Below are 18,852 nucleotides of genomic sequence, written 5' to 3' on the forward strand. Positions count from 1 at the left end.
GGCAGAACGGCAGCGCGCCGCCGCCGCGCTCGAGGCGGCGCGCCACGCCGAGGCCGCGATGGCGCCGCGCCTGGCGCAGGCGCGCCAACTCGATGCCGTGATCGCGGCGTTGAGCCCGGACCGCGAGCGCGTGGTGCTTGCGCATCGGCAAGCCGAGCAGGCGCTCGAAGAAACGCGCCGCGATCAGGCGCGGCTGCGGACCGAGCGCGAATCCGCCGGCTCGGCGCTGGCCGCGGCCGAGGACTGGCTCGTCCGGCATGCCGGGCTCGAAGCCCTGGCCACGCAATGGCCGCGCTGGGACGCGCTGTTTGCGCAGGCCGACGATTGGCACATCCGGCACGCCGCCGCCACCCAAGAGGCCGCGCGACTGGCAGCGCAGCTCGCCAAGGCACAACAGGACCAGACCGATGCTCAGGGGCGGCTTGCGGCCGCCGCCGCGTCGCTGCAAGAGGCGCAGCAGCAATACGCGGTCGCGCAGCAGGCGCTGGCCGGTCACGACCGCGATGCCATCGCCGCGCGAGCCGCCGAATTGCAGCGGCAACGCGACGCGCTGCAGCAGGCAGCGGCGCGCTGGCGGGAACGGCTCGCCGCTGAAGCGCGCATGGCCGAGCTGGTCCAGCAGCGCGACACGCTGCAGGCGCAATGGCAGCAGTGCCAGCAAGGCATCGACGCGGCCCGCGCCGCACGGCCCGCCGCCGAGCAAGCGGCGGCGCAGGCGGAACGCTGCTGGCAACGCGCGCTGGCCGCCTGCCAGCAAAGCGTCGAGCAGTTGCGCGAGACGCTGGAGCCCGGCGAGCCCTGCCCGGTCTGCGGCGCCAGCGAGCACCCGTACGCGCATGACGATTCGCCGCTGCGCGCGGCGCTGCAGGCCACGCTCGGCGCGCTGGAGAACGAGCACCGCCGCTGCCAGCAGGCGCTGGCGCGGATCGATGCGGACGAGCGCAGCGCCGCCGCATTGGCGCACAGCCACGGCGAAGCGCTGGCGCAGCTGGACACGCGCCTCGCCGCGGCGACGCAGCAGCGCGACCTGGCGGCGCGCGAATGGCAAGCCGACGCGGTGGCCGCACAGGCCGAAACGATCGATGCCGACCAACGCGCCGACTGGTTTGCGCGGCAATTGGCCGACGCCGACGCACAGCAGCGCAGCGCGGCCGAACTCGACACCCAGCTGCGCGTGCTCGACAAGCAATTGCAGGCCGCACGCCTGCGTCTGGACGCGGGCCAGGCCGAGCAGACCGCGGCCGACAGCGCGCTGCAACGCGCGCAGGCGCTGGCCGCCGAACTCGCGTTGCGTCATGGCGCGGCCAACGAGTCGGCCGCGGCAACGGCGGCGCAGCGCGACCAGGCCCTGCGGGAACTGGACGAAGGCGCGCTGGCGCGGGCCGCGGGCGCCGGCTGGCGCGGCCAGTGGCACGATGATCCCGCGGGATTCCGTACGCGCTGCGCGGACGATGCCGGCCAATGGACGCGGCATCGCGACGAACGCGACGCGCAGCGCCAGCGCATCGTGCAGCTCGATGGCACGCTGGCGGCCGCCACGCAGTCGCACGAGCACGCGCTCGACGCGCATCGCAAGGCCGCCGAGGCGCTGGCGTTCGCCGACACGCGCCTGTCCGAACGGCGCGCCGATCGCGAGGCACTGTTTGCCGGCACGCCCGACGCGGGCCTGACGGTCGATACGATCGCGGCCCGTCTCGCGCAGGCCGGTGCCGACGCCACGGCGCGCGTCGACGCGGCGCAGCGCGCGAGCCAGGCGGCCAACGAACAACTGGCGCGGCAGGGCACGCGCGCCGAACAGGCGCAGTCCCAAAGCGAGGTGCTGGACCGGCAGGCACGCGAAGCGGCGGCGCGGCTCGAGGCCTGGCTGCAGGACTGGCACGCCCGGCGCGAGGGTTCGGCAGCGGCCGCGCCGCTCGACGAAGCCGGCCTGCGCGCGCTGCTGGCGCTCGATGCCGATTGGCTGGCGCGCGAGGAAGAGGCGCTGCACGCGCTGCAACGCGAAGTCGATGCGGCGCACGGCGCGGTGCAGACGCGCCGCGCCGAACGCGAACGCCATCTGGCGCAGCGGCCTGGGCAGGACGACGCCGCCACCGTGCAAGCCGCACTGGCGGCGGCCCGTGCCGAACTGGAGCGCGCCAAGCAGGCGCTGGCCGAGGCCGATTTCACGCTGCGCCGCGACGACGAGCGGCGCGCGCAGGCCAGCGACCTCGTCACGCGCATCGAGCGGCAGCAGGCCGCGGCGCACACCTGGCAGGTGCTGAACGAATTGATCGGCTCGGCCGACGGCAAGAAATTCCGCAACCATGCCCAGCAGATGACGCTGGACATCCTGCTCGGCTACGCCAACCGGCATCTGGCCACGCTGTCGCGCCGCTACCGGCTCGAGCGCGTGCGACAGAGCCTGGCGCTGCTGGTGATCGACCAGGACATGGCCGACGAGGCCCGCTCGGTGCATTCGCTGTCCGGCGGCGAGTCGTTCCTGGTGTCGCTGGCGCTGGCACTCGGGCTGGCATCGCTGTCCTCGCATCGCGTGCGGGTCGAATCGCTGTTCATCGACGAGGGCTTCGGCAGCCTCGACGGCGACACGCTGCGCGTCGCGATGGACGCGCTCGACAGCCTGCAGGCCCAGGGCCGCAAGGTCGGCGTGATCTCGCACGTGCACGAGATGACCGAACGCATCGGCACGCGCATCGAGGTGCGCAGGCTGTCGGGCGGACAGAGCCGAGTGATGGTGGGGTCGTAGCGGGGTAGCGGGGTAGCGGGGTAGCGCGGTAGCGGGCGCCGTTGCCCTCTCCCCCAACCCCTCTCCGGCTCGCGGGAGAGGGGAGCCCCTACCATCGCCGCTCGAACCACCAGGTGGGTCCTCCCCTCGCCCGCTTGCGGGAGAGGGGCGGGGGAGAGGGCAACAGCGCTCGCCATTCCGCGAACGCTGCACGAGACACTGTGTTCGCGGTCGCGAACAATCGCGCGCCATCCCGCGCCCTGTCTGGGCTCGGCATCGCCCCGCCCCGCACGCCGCACCGCCGTGCCGTGCAGGATCACGCCCTAGGGGTTACCCTTACACCGTCCTGCCGCCCGCCCGCCAGACCCCTGGCCGTCGCGGGCGGCGTCTGTTGCAGCAGCGGTGCCCCCGCCGCGCTTCGCCCGACGCCGGCGCACGCATGCCCGCGCATGATCGCCGGCGTCCTACTCAGCGATCTCCCATGACAGAACTGACCAGCACCACCATTCCGGCCGGCCCGGCGGACCGCGACCACGACAGCCGCCGCCGCGTCTTCGCGATCGTCGCGGCCTCGTCCGGCAATCTCGTCGAATGGTTCGACTTCTATATCTACGCCTTCTGCGCGATCTATTTCGCGCACTCGTTCTTCCCGCAGTCCGATCCCACCGTGCAGCTGCTCAATACCGCCGGCGTGTTCGCCGCGGGCTTCCTGATGCGGCCGATCGGCGGCTGGGTGTTCGGCCGCATCGCCGACCGCCACGGCCGCAAGCATTCGCTGCTGATCTCGGTGGTGATGATGTGCACGGGCTCGCTGATGATCGCCTGCCTGCCGACCTACGACAGCATCGGCGCCTGGGCCCCCGCGCTGCTGTTGCTGGCGCGCCTGCTGCAAGGCCTGTCGGTCGGCGGAGAGTACGGCACCACCGCGACCTACATGAGCGAGGTCGCGCTCAAGGGCCGGCGCGGCTTCTTCTCGTCGTTCCAGTACGTGACGCTGATCGGCGGCCAGTTGCTGGCGGTGCTGGTGGTGGTCGTGCTGCAGCAGCTGTACACCGAGCAGGAGCTGCGCGCCTGGGCCTGGCGCATTCCGTTCGTGATCGGCGCGATCACCGCGGTGGTGGCGCTGCTGCTGCGCCGGACGCTGAAGGAGACGTCGAGCGCCGCGTCGCGCAATACCAAGGGCGCCGGCAGCGTCGTCACGCTGCTGCGCGACCACAAGGCGGCCTTCTTCACGGTGCTCGGCTACACGGCCGGCGGCTCGCTGATCTTCTATACGTTCACCACGTACATGCAGAAGTATCTGGTGAACACCGCCGGCATGCCGATCAAGACCGCCAGCTACGTGATGACCGGCGCGCTGTTCGTCTACATGTGCATGCAGCCGGTGTTCGGCGCGCTGTCGGACCGCATCGGCCGGCGTACCAACATGATGCTGTTCGGCGCGCTCGGTGCGCTGATCACGGTGCCGGTGCTGACCGCGCTGCATACGATCACCAATCCGGCGGTCGCCTTCGTGCTGATCACGCTCGCGATGGCGGTGGTCAGCCTCTATACGTCGATCAGCGGCATCGTCAAGGCCGAGATGTTCCCGCCGGAAGTGCGGGCGCTCGGCGTGGGCCTGGCCTATGCGATCGCCAATGCCGTGTTCGGCGGCTCGGCCGAATACGTCGCGCTGAACCTGAAGGCGGTCGGCCACGAGTCGGCCTTCTACTGGTACGTGACCGCGATGATGGTGCTGGCCTTCTTCGTCAGCATGCGGCTGCCGCGCCAGGCGAAGTACCTGCATCACGACGACTGAGAATGGGCAATGGGCCGGCGATCTTGCCGGCCTGCCCTTGAAAGCCTGTCGTCCCCGCGAACGCGGGGACCCAGCGGCTTGCGGGGGTCGATCCTTGCGGCTCGTCACCCCCGGCAAACCACCCCGCCCGGCTGCTTCAGGCCGCCGCCATCTGCCGGCACGCCTGTGCGCAGTCGCGGCAGGCCTGCGCGCACTGCTGGCAATGCTGGGCCTGATGACGCGCACACTCCTCGGCGCAGCGTTCGCAGATCTGCGCGCACAGCGCACATAGCTCGCGCGATTGCTTGCTGCCGCGCGACATATAGGCCACCGACAGTTCGCAGATGCCGGCGCAGTCCAGGTCCAGCCGGATGCACTCGGTCATCTTCTGCACGTCGTGTTCCTGCAGGCAGGAAGCCGCGCAGTGACGGCAGGCCTGCGCGCAGCGCGTGCAGGCATCGATACAGGCTTGATATTGCTCGTGAGGCATGGCATCGCTCCTCGCTCGGTCGACGCCGGATTGGCGCCATACCCGACCGAGCAAGGCGCGGACCACGACGACGGCGCTTCGTCAGTGCCTCCCGCCGGCACCGCGCCTTGTGGCACCGCGCCGATCGCTCTTACATGCCTTGCAACTTCTGCCGGCGGTGCACCGGATGGCCCGCGCTACCGGCACGAGAAACTGGCCGCATCGTCGGTACTGCCGCTGCCCTGGTAGACGGCCTTGCGCGGATACGGGCACAGCGGCCGCGTGCGCGTCACCGCCCCGCCGCTGACCGCAGAGGCGACGATCCGGTCCGGCGCGGTGCCGCGCGTGACCCACGCATCGAGCGCCTCCAGGATGTCGTGGTCCGCGTCCACCACCGGCGCCGGCGTATCGCCATTGCCGAACTGCGTCGTCCCCGGTCCGCCCGAGCAGTGCCCCATGCCGGGCACCATGAACAGCCGGAAGAACCCGTCGACCGCCGCCTGAGAGCCCTGCGCGGCCTTGACGCGATCGTAGTAGGCGATGGTGTCGATCGCGTTGACCACCGGGTCCTGCCAGCCGTTGTAGACCAGCAGCTTGCCGCCGCTGGCCTTGAACGCCGACAGATCCGGGTTGTTCTGGTCGACCATCGCGCCGACCTTGGCATCGGCATAGGCCAGGTCGCGATCGAAGTCGAAGGTCCACCAGTTCCACTGCGGGTTGTCGAACACCCAGTAGCGCCAGAAGTCCGCGCGCGTCGGCTCGGTCGTGCCCCAGTAGCTGTTCCAGCCCACCGGCGAACCGCCGGCCGTGAACAGCGCCTCGCTGGTCTTCGGCCATCCCGGGTACACCTGCTCGCCGGTGCGGGGATTGCGCGCGCCGGCGTACATGGCCTTCAGGGCCGACACCTGCTCGGCGGTCAGGCAATTGTCGGCGTCGGCCCCGGTGCATTGCAGCGTGGCCGGATCGAAGCCGCATTGCCGCGGGTCGTCGACCACGCCGTCGGTGACGCCATCGTCCGCATCGCAGGCCGCCACCGCGGCGCGCGTGACCATCGGCAGCTTGGCGGCCGGGATGATCGGGGACAGATTGTCGTTGGGCCGGTGATTGGCCAGGAACTGCCACAGAAAGCCCGCGTTGAGCCGCACCCGGTTGTTGCCGGGCGCGCCGGCGATGATGCCGTCGAAATCGTCGGGGTAGCGCTGCGCCTCGGCATAGCCCTGATGGCCGCCGGTCGAGCAGCCGTAGAAGTACGCGCGCTCGATCTCGCGCGCGTGCATGCCCGCGACCAGCCGCTTGCCCGGCACCGTGATCGCATGGATCGAGCGCGTGCCCCAGTCGACGATCTTCTCCGGATGGTTGACGCCGAACAGCATGTCGTTGGGATTGGCGGACTGGTGACCGGTATCGCCGCCGACCGTGGCATAACCGCGCGCGAGCCCCATCGCCATCGCCCGGTAGCCCAGCGCCGGGCTGTAACCGCCATTGCCGGTCACCAGCAGCTTGCCGTTCCATTGCGCGGCCGCCGGAATCCATACCTCGAAGCGGATCTCCGAATCGCTGCTGGGCCGCGCCACCGCCTGCACGCGGCAGAACGCGGGCACCGTCACCGTGGTGCCGGTGCTGGGCGAGAAGCTGCCGGCGGCAATCTCGGTGGCCGCCTGCACCGTGGCGCCGTCAAGCGCGGCGGCAGCCATCTGCGCGCAGGATTTCGGCGGCTGGTTCGCGGTCGGAGGCGGCGCGGACGGCGCGTCGTCGTCACCGCCGCAGCCTGCCACCGCCAGGGTCATCGCGGCGAGCGCGGCCGTCGCCGGCGCGCGCCATGGGACTGGTTTGTCCATCTCGTCTCCTCCGTTCGTTCGGCAACGCATCAAGGCAGCACCGGGTTGGCCTGGGCCCGCGCGATTGCGCGCTGCGCATCGGCGGGCAGCAGGAAACGCTGCGCCACCAGCGCATCGGCCGCCGACCGCAGCTTCGCCAGATAGCCCGCCTGGTCGCCGTACAGCGCCTCCAGCGAAGGCCGCTGGTCGCCGGCCGCCGTGCGCGCGGCCTCGGTCTTGTGGAACGGGAGATAGCTGCCGGTCAGATTGACCAGATCGACGATGCCGGGCGTGGCGACGTAGTTGAACTCGAGACTGGTGCCGACCGGCACCTGTACGTCCAGCGAGCGGATGCCGGCCCTCGCCAGTCCGGTCGAGGGATCGAGCTGCGGCACCAGGATCGCGTAGTCGCGGCCCAGATAGGCGGGCGGCAGCACGGTGGCGATGCCAGACTCGTCCTGCGGCCGGTACTGCGGCCCGTAGTCCAGCAGCGGGAAGCCGTTGTAGCGGCCGAGGTACTGGAAGTCCGGGATCGGGACCGTTCCGCTCGGGCCGGTGAAGCTGACGCCCTTGATCACCGGCACCTGCAGCTGGTCCGGACGCACCAGCGTACCGTCGGCGATGCGCGGCACCTGGCTGTCCGGCGGCGCGATGTCGCGCGCGACCCAGTCCTCCAGCGCAATGAACAGCGCGCGGAAGGTATCGGCGAAGTCGATCATCGAGCCGGCCGGATAGACGGTCTGCGCGGGGTTGTAGTTGATCTGCGCCGAGCGCCCGCCGTGCTGCGTGCTGGCGTAGTAGTAGATGCGCGCGTTGTCCGGCTGCTTCAGGTCGGTGAAGCCGTAGGCGTCGGTCAGCACCGGCGAGCCCTGCAGCTGCCAGAACTCGGTGCCCGACAGGCCGAGGAAGAAGCGCGGACAGGTCTGCGTCTCGCTGCAGCGCTTCATCACGCCGCCGGTGCGGCCCGCGACGGCGTCCTCGTAGTCGGCCGCCAGGCCGCGCGGCGCGGTCTGGCCGAACGCGCGATGATCGGTGCGCAGGCCACCGCCGCCGCCCGGCACCGCGAAGCGCGTGTTGATATTGGTCTGGCGCGCGGCGACATGCGCGAAGATGCCGTCGAACACCTTGCCGCCGTCCAGCGCCGCGTTGAAGCCCAGATGCAGGAAGGTCTTCATCGCATTGCCCGACTGCGAGGTGCCCTGCCCGATCGCGTAGCGGATCGCGCCGGCGATCGGATTGGGCGTGCCGGCGGCGTCGGCGCTGCGATGGCGGAAGAAGGTCACGGTGTCGCGCAGCGCCGCGAGGCCCACGCCCATCACCTTCGGGTCCTTGGCTACGTAGGTGATCTCGTACAGATAGCCCGGCTGGAAGCCGTCCTTCAGGCAGACCTTGCTGCCGTCGGGCTTGCCGGGAAACGGCGCGCCGCTGGCGCCGCAGTCCGCGAACTTCCATTCCGACGGTGCGATCGGCACGCGCGGATCGGTCTCGTTGACGCGGCGTGTCAGCGTGTAGCCCGGCTGCGTGTTGTCCAGGCTCGCCGGTGCGTACGGAATCATCGAGCCGTTGAAGACACCGCCGGGCAGGCTCATCGTCGAGGTCGCGACGCTCGGCACCAGCTCGGCCGCGTACGGACCGGTGATGCTGCTGCCGTCCTTGTTGCGCGCCACCGGCACGCTCAGCGTCAGCCGCGCCGGCGAGCTCTTGGGCACGTCGCCCTGCCAGGCCGCGTACAGGAACACATAGCCGCGTTCGAAATAGACCGCGTCGCCCGGTACCGCGGCGGGGTTCGGCATCGTCAGGATATTGCCGCGATTGGGCGCGTCGTAGCGCAGCACGCCGCCGGCCTTGCCGATGTCCTTCGGCTTGAGCATCACGAACTCGGTGGTGTACTCGACCATGCCGCGCGCATTGACCGGCGCCAGCTCCAGGTCCTGGATCACCGCGTTGCGCGGGTCCTTCGGATCGACCTCGCCGTGCAGCGAGCCGGTCAGCTTCTCGTAGGCGCCAACGCTGCCGAAGCTGCCGGGAAAGTCCTCGCGCGCGGAGATCGTCAGCGTGATCGCAGGCGTCAGACGCTGTCCGCCGCCGGGCGGCCCACCGGCCGGCGGGCCATCATCGTCGCTGCCGCAGCCGGCCAATACGGACGCCGCGGCCGCCGCGGCCGCCGCGGCCAATACCCATCCTATCGCCCGCGCCGTACCGACGCGGCGAGCGTGCCTGATCTCCATGTCTTCTCCTGCCCTGGTGGTTCTTCTTCGGGTCGCTTGTCTTCACGCCCACTGACGGAGCGTTGGCGCCAAGTCTAGGAAGGAGATTGATCGGAGAGAAATGGATAATCTCGATGGATTTAGCGGGTTTTTGGGGAAATGGGTGGGTGGAGGTTTTCGCGTGCGGAGACCATGTCGGTCTGCGTGGCGCGGTTGCCCTCTCCCCCTGCCCCTCTCCCGCAAGCGGGAGAGGGGAGAAGACCAGCGCGGGAGAAGACCGGCGCGATACCAGGCTTCGCTCGCGGCATGGGTCCCCGCCGACGGGATCCTCCCTCTCCCCTCAGGGGGAGAGGGCCGGGGAGAGGAGGTGGTGTTCAGCGCCCCGCCGCCCCCGCCAACGCCGCAATGCGCGCCGGCGCGACGCCGGCCTCGCGCAACACCTCCTCGGTATGCTCGCCCAGCGATGGCGCGGGCCGCCGGATCGCGGTGGGCGTGCGGGCAAAGCGCGTGGTCGGCCGCACCTGCCGGATCGGACCGACCGCCGGATGCACGGACTCCTCGAACAGTCCCACCGCCGACAGGTGCGGATGCTGCGGCAGGTCCTCGAGCCGATAGATCGGCGTGGCGGGAATATCGAGCCGCTCGCACAGCGCCATCCATTGCGCGGTGGTGCGCAGCGGCGCCAGCTCGGCCAGATGGCCATACAGCGCCTTGATGTTGGCGTTGCGCTCGCGGCGGCTTGCAATCTGATAGCGCTCGGCGAGATCGTCGCGTCCGAGGTCATGGAAGAACGCCTTCCAGTGCCGCTCCGTGTAGGGCAGCATGCTGATCCAGCCATCGGCGGTGCGCACCGGCTTGCGGCCGCCTTCGAGCAGGCGCGCATAGCCGGCCTTCGCGGTCGACGACGGGAACATCATGCCGCCCATATGCTCGGTCAGCACGAAGGCGGCCATCGTCTCGAGCATCGGCACCTCGACGTACTGGCCCTCGCCATGGCGCTCGCGCCGGAACAGCGCGGCCAGCACCGCGTTGGCGACCGCCAGTCCGGTAGTCTTGTCGGCGATCAGGCTGGGCAGGTAGTCCGGCTCCGCGCCGGCCGCGCTGGCCGCGCCGACGAAGCCGCAGGCCGCCTGGATGATGTCGTCGAACGCCGGCTTGTCGCGGTGGGGACCGTCCTGGCCGAAGCCCGGCGCGGCGCAATAGACGATGTCGGGGCGCAGGCGCGCGACCGCCTCGTAGCCGAAGCCGAGCCGCTCGATCGCGCCGATCCGCATGTTGTGGACCAGCACGTCGACCGTCGGGATCAGCGCGCGCAGCGCGGCGGCGCCCTGCTCGTCCTTCAGGTCGAGCACCACCGAGCGCTTGTTGCGATTGAGCGCAAGGAAGATCGAACTCATGCCCGCATGCTCGACCACGCCGTTGGCGCGCATCAGGTCGCCCTCCGGCGCTTCGATCTTGATCACGTCGGCGCCCATGTCGGCCAGCACCTGCGTGCCCATCGGCCCCAGCACCACCGACGACAGGTCCAGTACCCGCACGCCGTCCAGCGGCCCGGCCACGGCGGCCCGGCCGCCTCCGTTGTATTCGTTCACTGACGCACTCCTGTGATGCCGCATCAGCGGCGCTGAAAATTGGGCAGGCGTCGTTCCGCCATCGCGGCCACGCCTTCGCGGAAGTCCTCGGTCGGGAACTGGGTCAACTGGACTTCCAGTTCGTGCCGGTTGATCTGCGCGATGCGATCGGCCAGGCCGGCACGCAGCGTGGCGCGCGTGCTCTCGACGGCCAGCGGCGCGGAGACCGCGATCTCGCAGGCGAGCGCGTGGGCGCGCGCCAGCACGTCGGCCTGCTCGACAAGCTCGTCGGCCAAGCCCATCTCGACCGCGGTCGCACCGTCGATGCGGCGGCCGGTGTAGAACAGCAGCGCGGCGCGCTGCTCGCCGATCAAGCGCGGCAACGTCAGGCTCAGGCCGAAGCCCGGATGAAAGCCCAGCCGGTTGAAATTGACGCTGAAGCGCGCCTCGCGGCAGGTCACGCGGAAATCGGCGACCAGCGCGAGCCCCACGCCGGCGCCGATCGCCGCGCCATGCACCGCGGCGACGATCGGCTTGCGCGTGCGGAACAGCCGCATCGCCTGCCGGTAGAACGGGCTCGGGTCGCGCCGGACCGAGGGGTCCGGCGTGCCGAAGTCGGCGCCGGCGCAGAACGACTTGCCATCGGCGGCCAGCACGATGGCGCGGCAGTCGTCGTCGCCGTCGATCTGCTCGAAGGCGTCGGCCAGTGCCGCCATGCAGTCGACATCGACATGGTTATGGGGCGGGCGCTGCAGCACCACGTGCGCGACGTGGTCCTGCGGCAGCCGGCGCAGCGAGACGGAAGAAGTGTTGTCCATGGCAGTGGGCTATGACAAGGAAGTCGGTGACAAGGAAGTCGGTGGCAAGGGAAGCCGGTGACAGTGACGGTGAAAGCGGCTTGGGAAAGTGCCGATGGGCCGCGCGGCGCAGGTCCGGGATAATGTCGGCACCCGTCCGGACGGATCGATCCGGGCCAGCCAATCGAAAGCGGGCGCAGGCTGCGGCTTGCCGGACCCGCTCACCAGGAGCGCAACGCGAATCGAACGATGCCTAGCGGAGACCATCGACAGGGCGAGCCGACGCCCGCCAGCGACCACCGGCGCCTGCCGCTGGCCGAACTGCGGCACAAGGACCTGAACCTGCTGGTCGTGCTGGCCGCGCTGCTGGAAAGCCGCAGCGTCAGCGAGGCGGCGCGGCGGCTCGACAGCAGCCAGCCATCGACCAGCCGCATGCTCGAGCGCCTGCGCGAGGAATTCGGCGACCCGCTGCTGATCAAGAGCGCGGCCCGCATGCTGCCGACGCGCCGCGCGCAGGAACTGCAGCAGGCGCTCGACGCCGCGCTGCGCACGATCGAAAGCATCTACACGCAGACCGATCGCTACGACCCCGCGCAGGAGACCGGCTCCTACGCGATCGGCATCAACGACTCGCTGCAGGCGCTGATCGCGCCGGCCTTCCTCGCCAGGCTGCGCCAGGTGGCGCCGCGCGCGCGGGTGCGCATGCATCCGGTGCCGATGCCCAGCGGACTGAGCGCGATGACCAGCGGCGCGATCGACGTGATGGTGGCGTTCTACCCGGTCGAATCGGAGGCGCTGCGTTCGGAGCTGCTGTTCAACGCGCCGTTCGGCTGCCTGTGCGATGCCGGCAACGCCCATCTCGGCAGCACGCCGGGCGCCGCCGAGCTCGCGCCGCTGCCGTGCCTCGACATCTCGCAGTTCGGTGTGGTCACCCGCATGGTCGACCGCTACTTCGCCAGTCACGGGCAGCAGCGCCATATCGCCTGCACGATGACCAGCTACCTGGCCGTCGCCGACGCGATCACCGGCACCGACATGTACGCGATGGTGCCGGGCTATCTGGCGCCGGTGCTGTGCCGGCATCCGGGCGTGCGCTTCATTGCGATCGACGACCCGGCACTGGCCATCCCGGTGCACCTGTGCTGGCACAACAACGTCCATACCCATCCTTTCGTCTCCCTGCTGCGCACGATGCTGACCGAGGTCGCCCGCGGCCTGCCGGTGTAGCCGTTATTCGGTCATTGCGTCATTCCGGCTGGATGCCCGCGGCCTGCGCGACCCGCCGGAAACGCGCGATCTCGGCCTGATGGAAGGCGCGCATCGCCTGCGGGGCATAGGGCATCAGGTCGCTGCCCTTGGTGGCCAGGAACGCGATCGACTCGGGCGTCTTCAGGATCGACTGCATCGCGCCCGCCAGCTTGTCGGCGATGTCGTCCGGCGTCTGCGCCCGCACGTAGAACGAGACCCAGCTGTACTGCACGTAGTCCGGATAGCCGAGCTCGCGCACCGACGGTACCTCGGGCAACTCGTGATGGCGCTTCTCGCCCGACACCGCCAAAGCCCGCACCTTGCGCTGCCGGATCAGCGTCAGCGCGCCGCTGGTGTCGACCACCGCGAGATCGAGCTGCCTGCCGATGATGTCGGTCATGATCTGCGCCTGGCCCTTGTAGGGAATATTGACCAGCTTGATGCCGGCCAGATTGCCGAACCATGCTGCGGCCAGCCGATATCCCGCCGAATAGGTGCCGACGCTCAGCGGCTTGGCCTTGCCCGCGGCGACCACATCGGCCAGCGTCTTCCACGGGGAATCGACCGGCACCAGGAACACGTTCATGTTCCGGCTCAGGCCCGCCACCGGGCGCAGATCGGCAAGCGGGTCGTAGGGCAGGTTCTTCAGCACGATCGGATTGACCGACAGTGGCGAATTGCTTGCCAGCAGGATCGTGTAGCCGTCGGCCGGCGCGCTCTTCAGCGCCTGGATGCCGATCACGCCGTTGGCGCCGGGGCGGTTCTCGACCACCACCGGCTGTCCCAGCACGCGGCCCAGCGCTTCGCCGTAGAAGCGGGCCGACGAATCCGAGCCGCTGCCCGAGGTGAACGGCACGATGATGCGCAACGGCCGCGAAGGAAATTCGCTCGCCGATTCCGCGGCGGCGATGCCGCTGGCGGCGGCACTGGCAAAGGCGACGCTGGCCAGCAGCAGCGCCCGAAGCAAACCCGGTACTCGCATCGATGTCTCCTGAAGTGGGCTGGTTTGTCCCTGTGTTGTTTGCGGTGGGGCGATCCGTTGCGCGTGGCGGTTGCGCGTGGCGCCGCGCGGCTCAGGCCGCCTGCGGCGCGGTGACGCGCGGCCACAGCGCGGCGCCGCCGGCGCGGATCGCCTGCGCGCCGATCTCGCGCGCCCAGTGCGCCTCGCTGCCGTACTCGGCGCGCCAGCTCCATAGCCGGCGGGTCGACCAGTGCAGCGAGTGCTCGTGCGTGAAGCCGATCGCGCCATGGACCTGGTGCGCGATCGCGGCCGCGCGTCCAGCGGCGTTGCCGCAGATCACCTTCGCCACCATCGCCTGGCTGTCCCAGCCGGGCGCGCGCATCGCCGCGCAGGCGCTGGCCACCGCCATGCGCGCGGCCACCACCTCGTTGGCCAGCATCGCCAGCTGCTGCTGGATCGCCTGGAACTTCGCGATCGGCCGGCCGAACTGGATGCGCTCGGTCGCGTATTGCACGGTCTGGTTCAGCACGCGCTCGAGCACGCCGGCGATCTGGATCGCGCGCATCAGCGCGCCGAGCGGCGACGGTTGCGACGGTTGCGACGACCCGGCGACGGGGCCCAGCATCGCCTCGTCGGCCGGGTTCTCCACCACCACCGCGGCGGCCGACAGCGTGTCGTCGAAGCGCAGCCGGTCACGCGGCTCGCCGGCCAGGTTGGCGCTCGTTTCGACGCGGCACGCGGCGGTCGGCGCCAGCAGCCACACCGCGCGCCCGAACGGTTGGCGTTCGGCCGCCCGCACCACGACGTGGCGCACGTGCCGGCCCCACGGCACGTCCACCGTGCCGTCGAGGCGCCAGCCTTCGGCGCTCGAGCGTGCGACCGGCCGCTCCGCTTCGGCATCGCCAACGTGCGCGGCCAATGCCATCGGCCCATCGGGCATCGCGATGCCCAGCTGCGCCAGCACCCATCCGCACACCGCGGTGTCGATGAACGGAATCGGCGCCAGCGTGCGGCTCGCCGCCAGCAGCGCGGGCAGGCCCTGCTGCCAGCCGGCCGCGGCGCCGCCGTCGTCTTCGCCGGCGAACAGCCGTGTCAGGCCGCTGTCCTCCACCGTTTGCCACAGCGCCGACTGCCATTCGCCGCGCTCGGCCGCTTCCAGCTGCGCGGTGGTGACTTCGTTGCCGAACAGCCGTTGCGCGCTGTCGGCCAGCATCTGCTCGAGCTGGAGTTCAAGCGCCAGTTCGCGTTCCCTTTGTTCCCTTTGGTTCATCGGACCCCCAGCCCTCTGGCAATGATTCCCCGCAGGATTTCGCGCGTGCCGCCCCGCAGGGAGAACGAGGGCACGGTTTGCGTCAGGTGGCAGTGCGTGGCGACGAAGGGCGAGCCGTCCGGGCGCAGTTCATGGCCGAACAGCTGGTGCGCGATCTCGGGGATGCGCTGCTCGAACAGCGCGCCCAGGTCCTTGACGTTGGCCGCCGCCAGTTGCGGGTTCTCGCCGCGATGAAGCATCGCCGCGATGCCGCGCGACATCTGCCGCAGATTGCCGAGTTCGGCCACCAGATAGCCGAGTTCGACCGCGTGCCGCGCGTCGTCGGCATCGGCGTGGTCGACCATCTCGGCCAGCAGCGCGTAGCTGCTCAGATAGCGCTCGGGGCCGCTGCGCTCGAAGGTCAGCTCGGCGGTGACCTGGGCCCAGCCCTGCCCCGGCTCGCCGATCACCATCCGGTCGGGCACGAACACGTTGTCGAACACCACCTCGTTGAAGTGTTCTTCGCCGGCCAGATTGCGGATCGGCCGCACCTGCAGTCCTTCGGAGCGCATGTCGATCAGCAGCTGCGACAGGCCCTTGTGCTTGTCGTCGGCGCTGCGGTCGGTGCGCACCAGCGCGATCATGTAGTGCGAGCGATGCGCGTTCGACGTCCACAGCTTGGTGCCGTTGACGACCCAGCCGCCGTTGACGCGATCGCCGCGCGTGCGGATCGACGCCAGGTCCGAGCCCGAATCGGGCTCGCTCATGCCGATGCAGAAGCGCAGCTCGCCGCGCGTGATGCGGGGCACGATCTCGCGGGCGACTTCCGGGTCCGCATAGCGCATCAGCAGCGGACCGCTCTGCCGCTCGGCGACCCAATGGCCGCCCACGGGCGCCCCTGCGGCCAACAGTTCCTCCAGCACGACATAGCGCTCCAGCATCGAGCGCTCCTGTCCGCCGAAGGCCTTCGGCCATGTCATGCCGATCCAGCCCTTGGCGCCGAGCGCGAGACTGAATTCGGGGTCGAAGCCGGACCAGCTTTGCGCCCGCTTCTGCGGCGGGCGGTCGCCGACGGTCTCGGCGAGAAAGGCGCGTACTTGCGCTCGCAATGGCGCGAGATCGCCATCGGGCTGCGCCGGTCGAATCACGATTTGGCTGGCTGTGTCCACTCCCCCTCCTGTCGTTGGTCCACTGCGTACGTCCACAGTCGATGTGCCGGCCAGCTTAGCGACGGCGAGGGCGGCCGCCCATCGCGGCGGCGGCATAACAAAAATCCGGTTGTCTGGGGTTGGGACAGCAGAACCGCATGGCGTCCAGCTCGAGCCGCATGGCGTCCGGCTCTGCGGTAGCTGTCCTCCCTCTCCCCCTCAGGCGGAGAGGGTTGGGGAGAGGGAGGTGGTTTTCCGACGCCGGCGACATGGCGACCGCCGTTTGCCCTCTCCCCTCTCTCCCGCGAGCGGCAGAGCGGAGCGCGTCATGCGGCATGCGCATAAGCGATATGCCCTCGCGACAATTGCCCGGCCGCCGGTGGGCGCTTAGCCTGTGGCCTGGTTCGACAGGATGGGATTCACACCGTCCGCAAGGAGACAGAACGATGCGTTATCAGTGGATGGACATGGGCAACGTTGCGCGGCTGGCTTCGCTTGCCGCCGGATCGGCGATCGCGCTGGCGATGATGTCGCCGTCGCCAGCGGTCGCCGGCAATGCGGCTGCCGATGCCGCCGGCTATCCGGGCAAGCCGGTCAAGATCGTGGTGTCGTTCCCGCCGGGCACTGGCTCGGACAGCACCGCGCGCTTCCTCGCGCAGAAGCTGGAGGCACGCTTCGGCCAACCCTTCGTGGTCGAGAACCGGCCCGGCGCCAACAGCTTCATCGCGGCGCAGGCGGTGGCGCGTGCGGAGCCCGACGGCTACACATTGTTCGTCGCCAGCAACTCGCCGATGGCCACCAACGCGGTGCAGTTCAAGTCGCTGCCCTACGACCCGGTCAAGGACTTCGCGCCGGTGGCGCGGCTCTATTACGGCGCGATGGTGCTGTCGGTGCCCGCGAGCTCACCGTATCGCACCGTGCAGGACCTGATCCGCGACGGCAAGGCACGGCCCGGCAAGTTGAGCTACGGCTCCGGCTCGGCCTCGTACCAGATCGCCACCGAGCTGTTCCTGAAGCAGGCCGGCGTCAAGGCCGTGGCGATTCCGTACAAGGGCGCGGCGCCGGCCGTCGCGGACCTGGCCGGCGGCCAGGTGGACTTCGCGCTGTCGGACTACACCGCCGCGGCGGCGCTGGCGCAGACCGGCAAGACGCGGATCCTGGCGGTCACCGGCGACAAGCGGCTGGACGTGCAGCCCAATGTGCCGACGCTGCAGGAACTGGGCTTCAAGGACTACTACATGATCAACTGGGTCTCGCTGTTCGCGCCCGCCAATACGCCCAAGCCGATCGTCGACAAGCTGAGCCAGGCCGCGGTCGAGATCTTCAACAGCAAGGAGGCCGCCGAATTCATCGGCCGCACCAATGGCCAGATCTTCGCCGGCGGCGCCGACGTGCTGCGCAAGTTCCAGCTCGACGAGATCAAGCGGTGGTCGGCGGCGGCCACGCTGGCGGGGATTCCGAAGCAATGAGCCCAAGCAATGAGCGCAGGCAATGAGTGCAGGCGGTGAAGCGCGTCATGGCGCCACCGCGGGCTCCGCTTGATAGGCGCGCCGCAGCAGCGCGACAAACTCCGGCGCATCGGAGATGGGCACCGAACCGACGCGCCGCACCGGCACGCCGGGCGTCCACGAGTTCATCACCACGGCGCCGGCGAGCGCAGGCACATCGGCAAGCCTGATCTCCCGCGAGCGCTGCGCAATGCCAAGCCGGTCCAGCTGACGCCGCACGATGCCCATCGTGGTGCCGGTCAACATTTCCGCTACCGGCCATACCACCGCCTCCCCGTCCCAGAACGCCAGGTTCCAGATGCTGGCCTCGCTGAGCCGCCCATGACGGTCGACGAAGGCCGCATCGTCGAAGCCTTGTTCCACGGCCTGGCGCAGGTACCAGGTCTTGGCGATTTCGCCGACGTGCTTGATTGCGGGAAGGACGCGCTCGTGCTCGACGGTCTGCAGGGACAGAGGACCGTCGGGGCCCGACGAAGGCGGACCGGTCCGGATCAGCAGCCGGGGCGTCCCAGCTCCGCGCGCCGTGAATTCGCCTTCGGGCGAGTACACCGTCGCCGTCAACGAGAGGTCGCCGGGCCCCGCCTGCAAGGCGGTCCGCAATTGCTGCCGCACCTGCTCATCCGGCAGCGCGGTGCCGAACAGCGCCGCCGATGCCGAGCGCAGCCGCGACAGATGCAGGTCCAGGCCACGAATGCGGCCATCCCTGACCTGCATCGCGGTGAAGTGGGCATAGCCGGCGAAGGCGATCGGGGCAAGGTCCGCCGCCGAGGCGGGCTGTCCGTCGAGGTAGGCGATCTGGAACTTCGATTCGGCTGACATGGCACGCTCCTGTATGTGATCGTCAAGTGGCGCAACTATCGCCGATCGGCCAGGCCTGATGGAAACGAGAAGTTTTGATCCCATCAACAAGTGCAACTTGAAGATTCCGATCCACCAGATGTAGCGCATCAAGCGCAAGCCGGCATCCGCGGTGCCGAACCAAGCCGGCCACCGACGGTCTGACAGCCGTTGAACACGCAATCAAGGAGAGCTGCGATGCAATGTCCCGTGTGTACCGAGACCACGCTGGTGATGGCCGAACGCCAGGGCGTCGAGATCGACTACTGCCCGAAATGCCGCGGCGTGTGGCTCGATCGCGGCGAGCTCGACAAGATCCTGGAACGCGCGTCCGCCGAACAGGCGCCGGTCGCCCAGGCGGCCCCGGCCGCTGCGCCGCAACGCCCGGCCGATCCGCGCGGCTATGACCGCGGCTACGAGCGCGGCTATCGCGACGACGACCGCTATCGCGAGCAGAAGCACTATCGCAAGAAGAGCATCTGGCACGAGATCTTCGACTGACGCTCGGCCATCCTTGCTGACCATGCCGGTCGTCCCCGCG

Annotated in this window: 14 protein-coding genes; 5 read left to right on the forward strand and 9 right to left on the reverse strand. The window is 69.8% G+C overall.

Annotation, left to right across the window (positions count from 1 at the left end):
• Together LRR16_RS12275 and LRR16_RS12280 are read left to right on the forward strand one after the other, a co-directional pair.
• The coding region (locus tag LRR16_RS12275; protein ID WP_232206076.1) for an SbcC/MukB-like Walker B domain-containing protein at positions 1-2,743 on the forward strand (2,743 nt) is incomplete at its 5' end.
• Between the two features lie 460 nt (positions 2,744-3,203).
• Complete coding sequence (locus tag LRR16_RS12280; protein ID WP_064575059.1) at positions 3,204-4,520, forward strand: MFS family transporter; 1,317 nt, start codon at positions 3,204-3,206, stop codon at positions 4,518-4,520.
• A 136-nt stretch (positions 4,521-4,656) separates the two neighbouring features.
• Here LRR16_RS12280 and LRR16_RS12285 read toward each other — a convergent pair whose 3' ends face one another.
• From LRR16_RS12285 to LRR16_RS12305, 5 genes are all read right to left on the reverse strand, one after another.
• Positions 4,657-4,989 (reverse strand): four-helix bundle copper-binding protein, encoded by a 333-nt coding sequence (locus tag LRR16_RS12285; RefSeq protein WP_006579003.1) that lies wholly within the window; start codon positions 4,987-4,989, stop codon positions 4,657-4,659.
• 176 nt (positions 4,990-5,165) lie between these two features.
• The gene (locus LRR16_RS12290) at positions 5,166-6,806 is read right to left on the reverse strand and encodes a tannase/feruloyl esterase family alpha/beta hydrolase (RefSeq protein WP_232206080.1); all 1,641 of its coding nucleotides are present in this window, start codon (positions 6,804-6,806) and stop codon (positions 5,166-5,168) included.
• Positions 6,807-6,835: 29 nt separating this feature from the next.
• Entirely contained in the window at positions 6,836-9,013 is a 2,178-nt protein-coding gene (locus LRR16_RS12295) for an alpha/beta hydrolase domain-containing protein (protein WP_232206082.1), read from the reverse strand.
• 353 nt (positions 9,014-9,366) lie between these two features.
• Positions 9,367-10,584, reverse strand: a complete 1,218-nt coding sequence (locus tag LRR16_RS12300) for a CoA transferase (protein WP_232206083.1) — start codon at positions 10,582-10,584, stop codon at positions 9,367-9,369.
• A 23-nt stretch (positions 10,585-10,607) separates the two neighbouring features.
• On the reverse strand, positions 10,608-11,381 hold the full coding sequence (locus LRR16_RS12305) for an enoyl-CoA hydratase/isomerase family protein (protein ID WP_006578808.1): 774 nt from the start codon (positions 11,379-11,381) through the stop codon (positions 10,608-10,610).
• Between the two features lie 228 nt (positions 11,382-11,609).
• Between LRR16_RS12305 and LRR16_RS12310 the strand changes: the two genes are divergently transcribed.
• A complete protein-coding gene (locus tag LRR16_RS12310) occupies positions 11,610-12,587 on the forward strand; it encodes a LysR family transcriptional regulator (protein WP_232206086.1) in 978 nt (325 codons plus the stop codon).
• A gap of 19 nt (positions 12,588-12,606) precedes the next feature.
• Here the strand turns inward: LRR16_RS12310 and LRR16_RS12315 are convergent, their stop codons facing one another.
• The 3 genes from LRR16_RS12315 to LRR16_RS12325 form a co-directional block, all read right to left on the reverse strand.
• Entirely contained in the window at positions 12,607-13,590 is a 984-nt protein-coding gene (locus tag LRR16_RS12315; protein WP_232206087.1) for a tripartite tricarboxylate transporter substrate binding protein, read from the reverse strand.
• 91 nt (positions 13,591-13,681) lie between these two features.
• Positions 13,682-14,839, reverse strand: coding sequence for an acyl-CoA dehydrogenase family protein (locus LRR16_RS12320; protein ID WP_232206088.1), 1,158 nt, complete (start codon positions 14,837-14,839; stop codon positions 13,682-13,684).
• On the reverse strand, positions 14,836-15,987 hold the full coding sequence (locus tag LRR16_RS12325) for an acyl-CoA dehydrogenase family protein (RefSeq protein ID WP_232206090.1): 1,152 nt from the start codon (positions 15,985-15,987) through the stop codon (positions 14,836-14,838). Before LRR16_RS12325 ends, LRR16_RS12320 begins: the two co-directional genes overlap by 4 nt.
• A gap of 503 nt (positions 15,988-16,490) precedes the next feature.
• On the opposite strand from LRR16_RS12325, the gene LRR16_RS12330 reads away from it, so the two are divergent.
• On the forward strand, positions 16,491-17,435 hold the full coding sequence (locus LRR16_RS12330) for a tripartite tricarboxylate transporter substrate binding protein (protein ID WP_156526488.1): 945 nt from the start codon (positions 16,491-16,493) through the stop codon (positions 17,433-17,435).
• A 45-nt stretch (positions 17,436-17,480) separates the two neighbouring features.
• Here the strand turns inward: LRR16_RS12330 and LRR16_RS12335 are convergent, their stop codons facing one another.
• On the reverse strand, positions 17,481-18,293 hold the full coding sequence (locus tag LRR16_RS12335; RefSeq protein WP_232206206.1) for an aminotransferase class IV family protein: 813 nt from the start codon (positions 18,291-18,293) through the stop codon (positions 17,481-17,483).
• Between the two features lie 216 nt (positions 18,294-18,509).
• On the opposite strand from LRR16_RS12335, the gene LRR16_RS12340 reads away from it, so the two are divergent.
• Positions 18,510-18,812, forward strand: coding sequence for a zf-TFIIB domain-containing protein (locus LRR16_RS12340; RefSeq protein WP_006579928.1), 303 nt, complete (start codon positions 18,510-18,512; stop codon positions 18,810-18,812).
• Positions 18,813-18,852: the final 40 nt, after the last annotated feature.

Origin of the sequence: Cupriavidus sp. UGS-1 (genome assembly GCF_021213615.1) — a bacterium.
In the GTDB taxonomy this organism is placed as follows: domain Bacteria; phylum Pseudomonadota; class Gammaproteobacteria; order Burkholderiales; family Burkholderiaceae; genus Cupriavidus.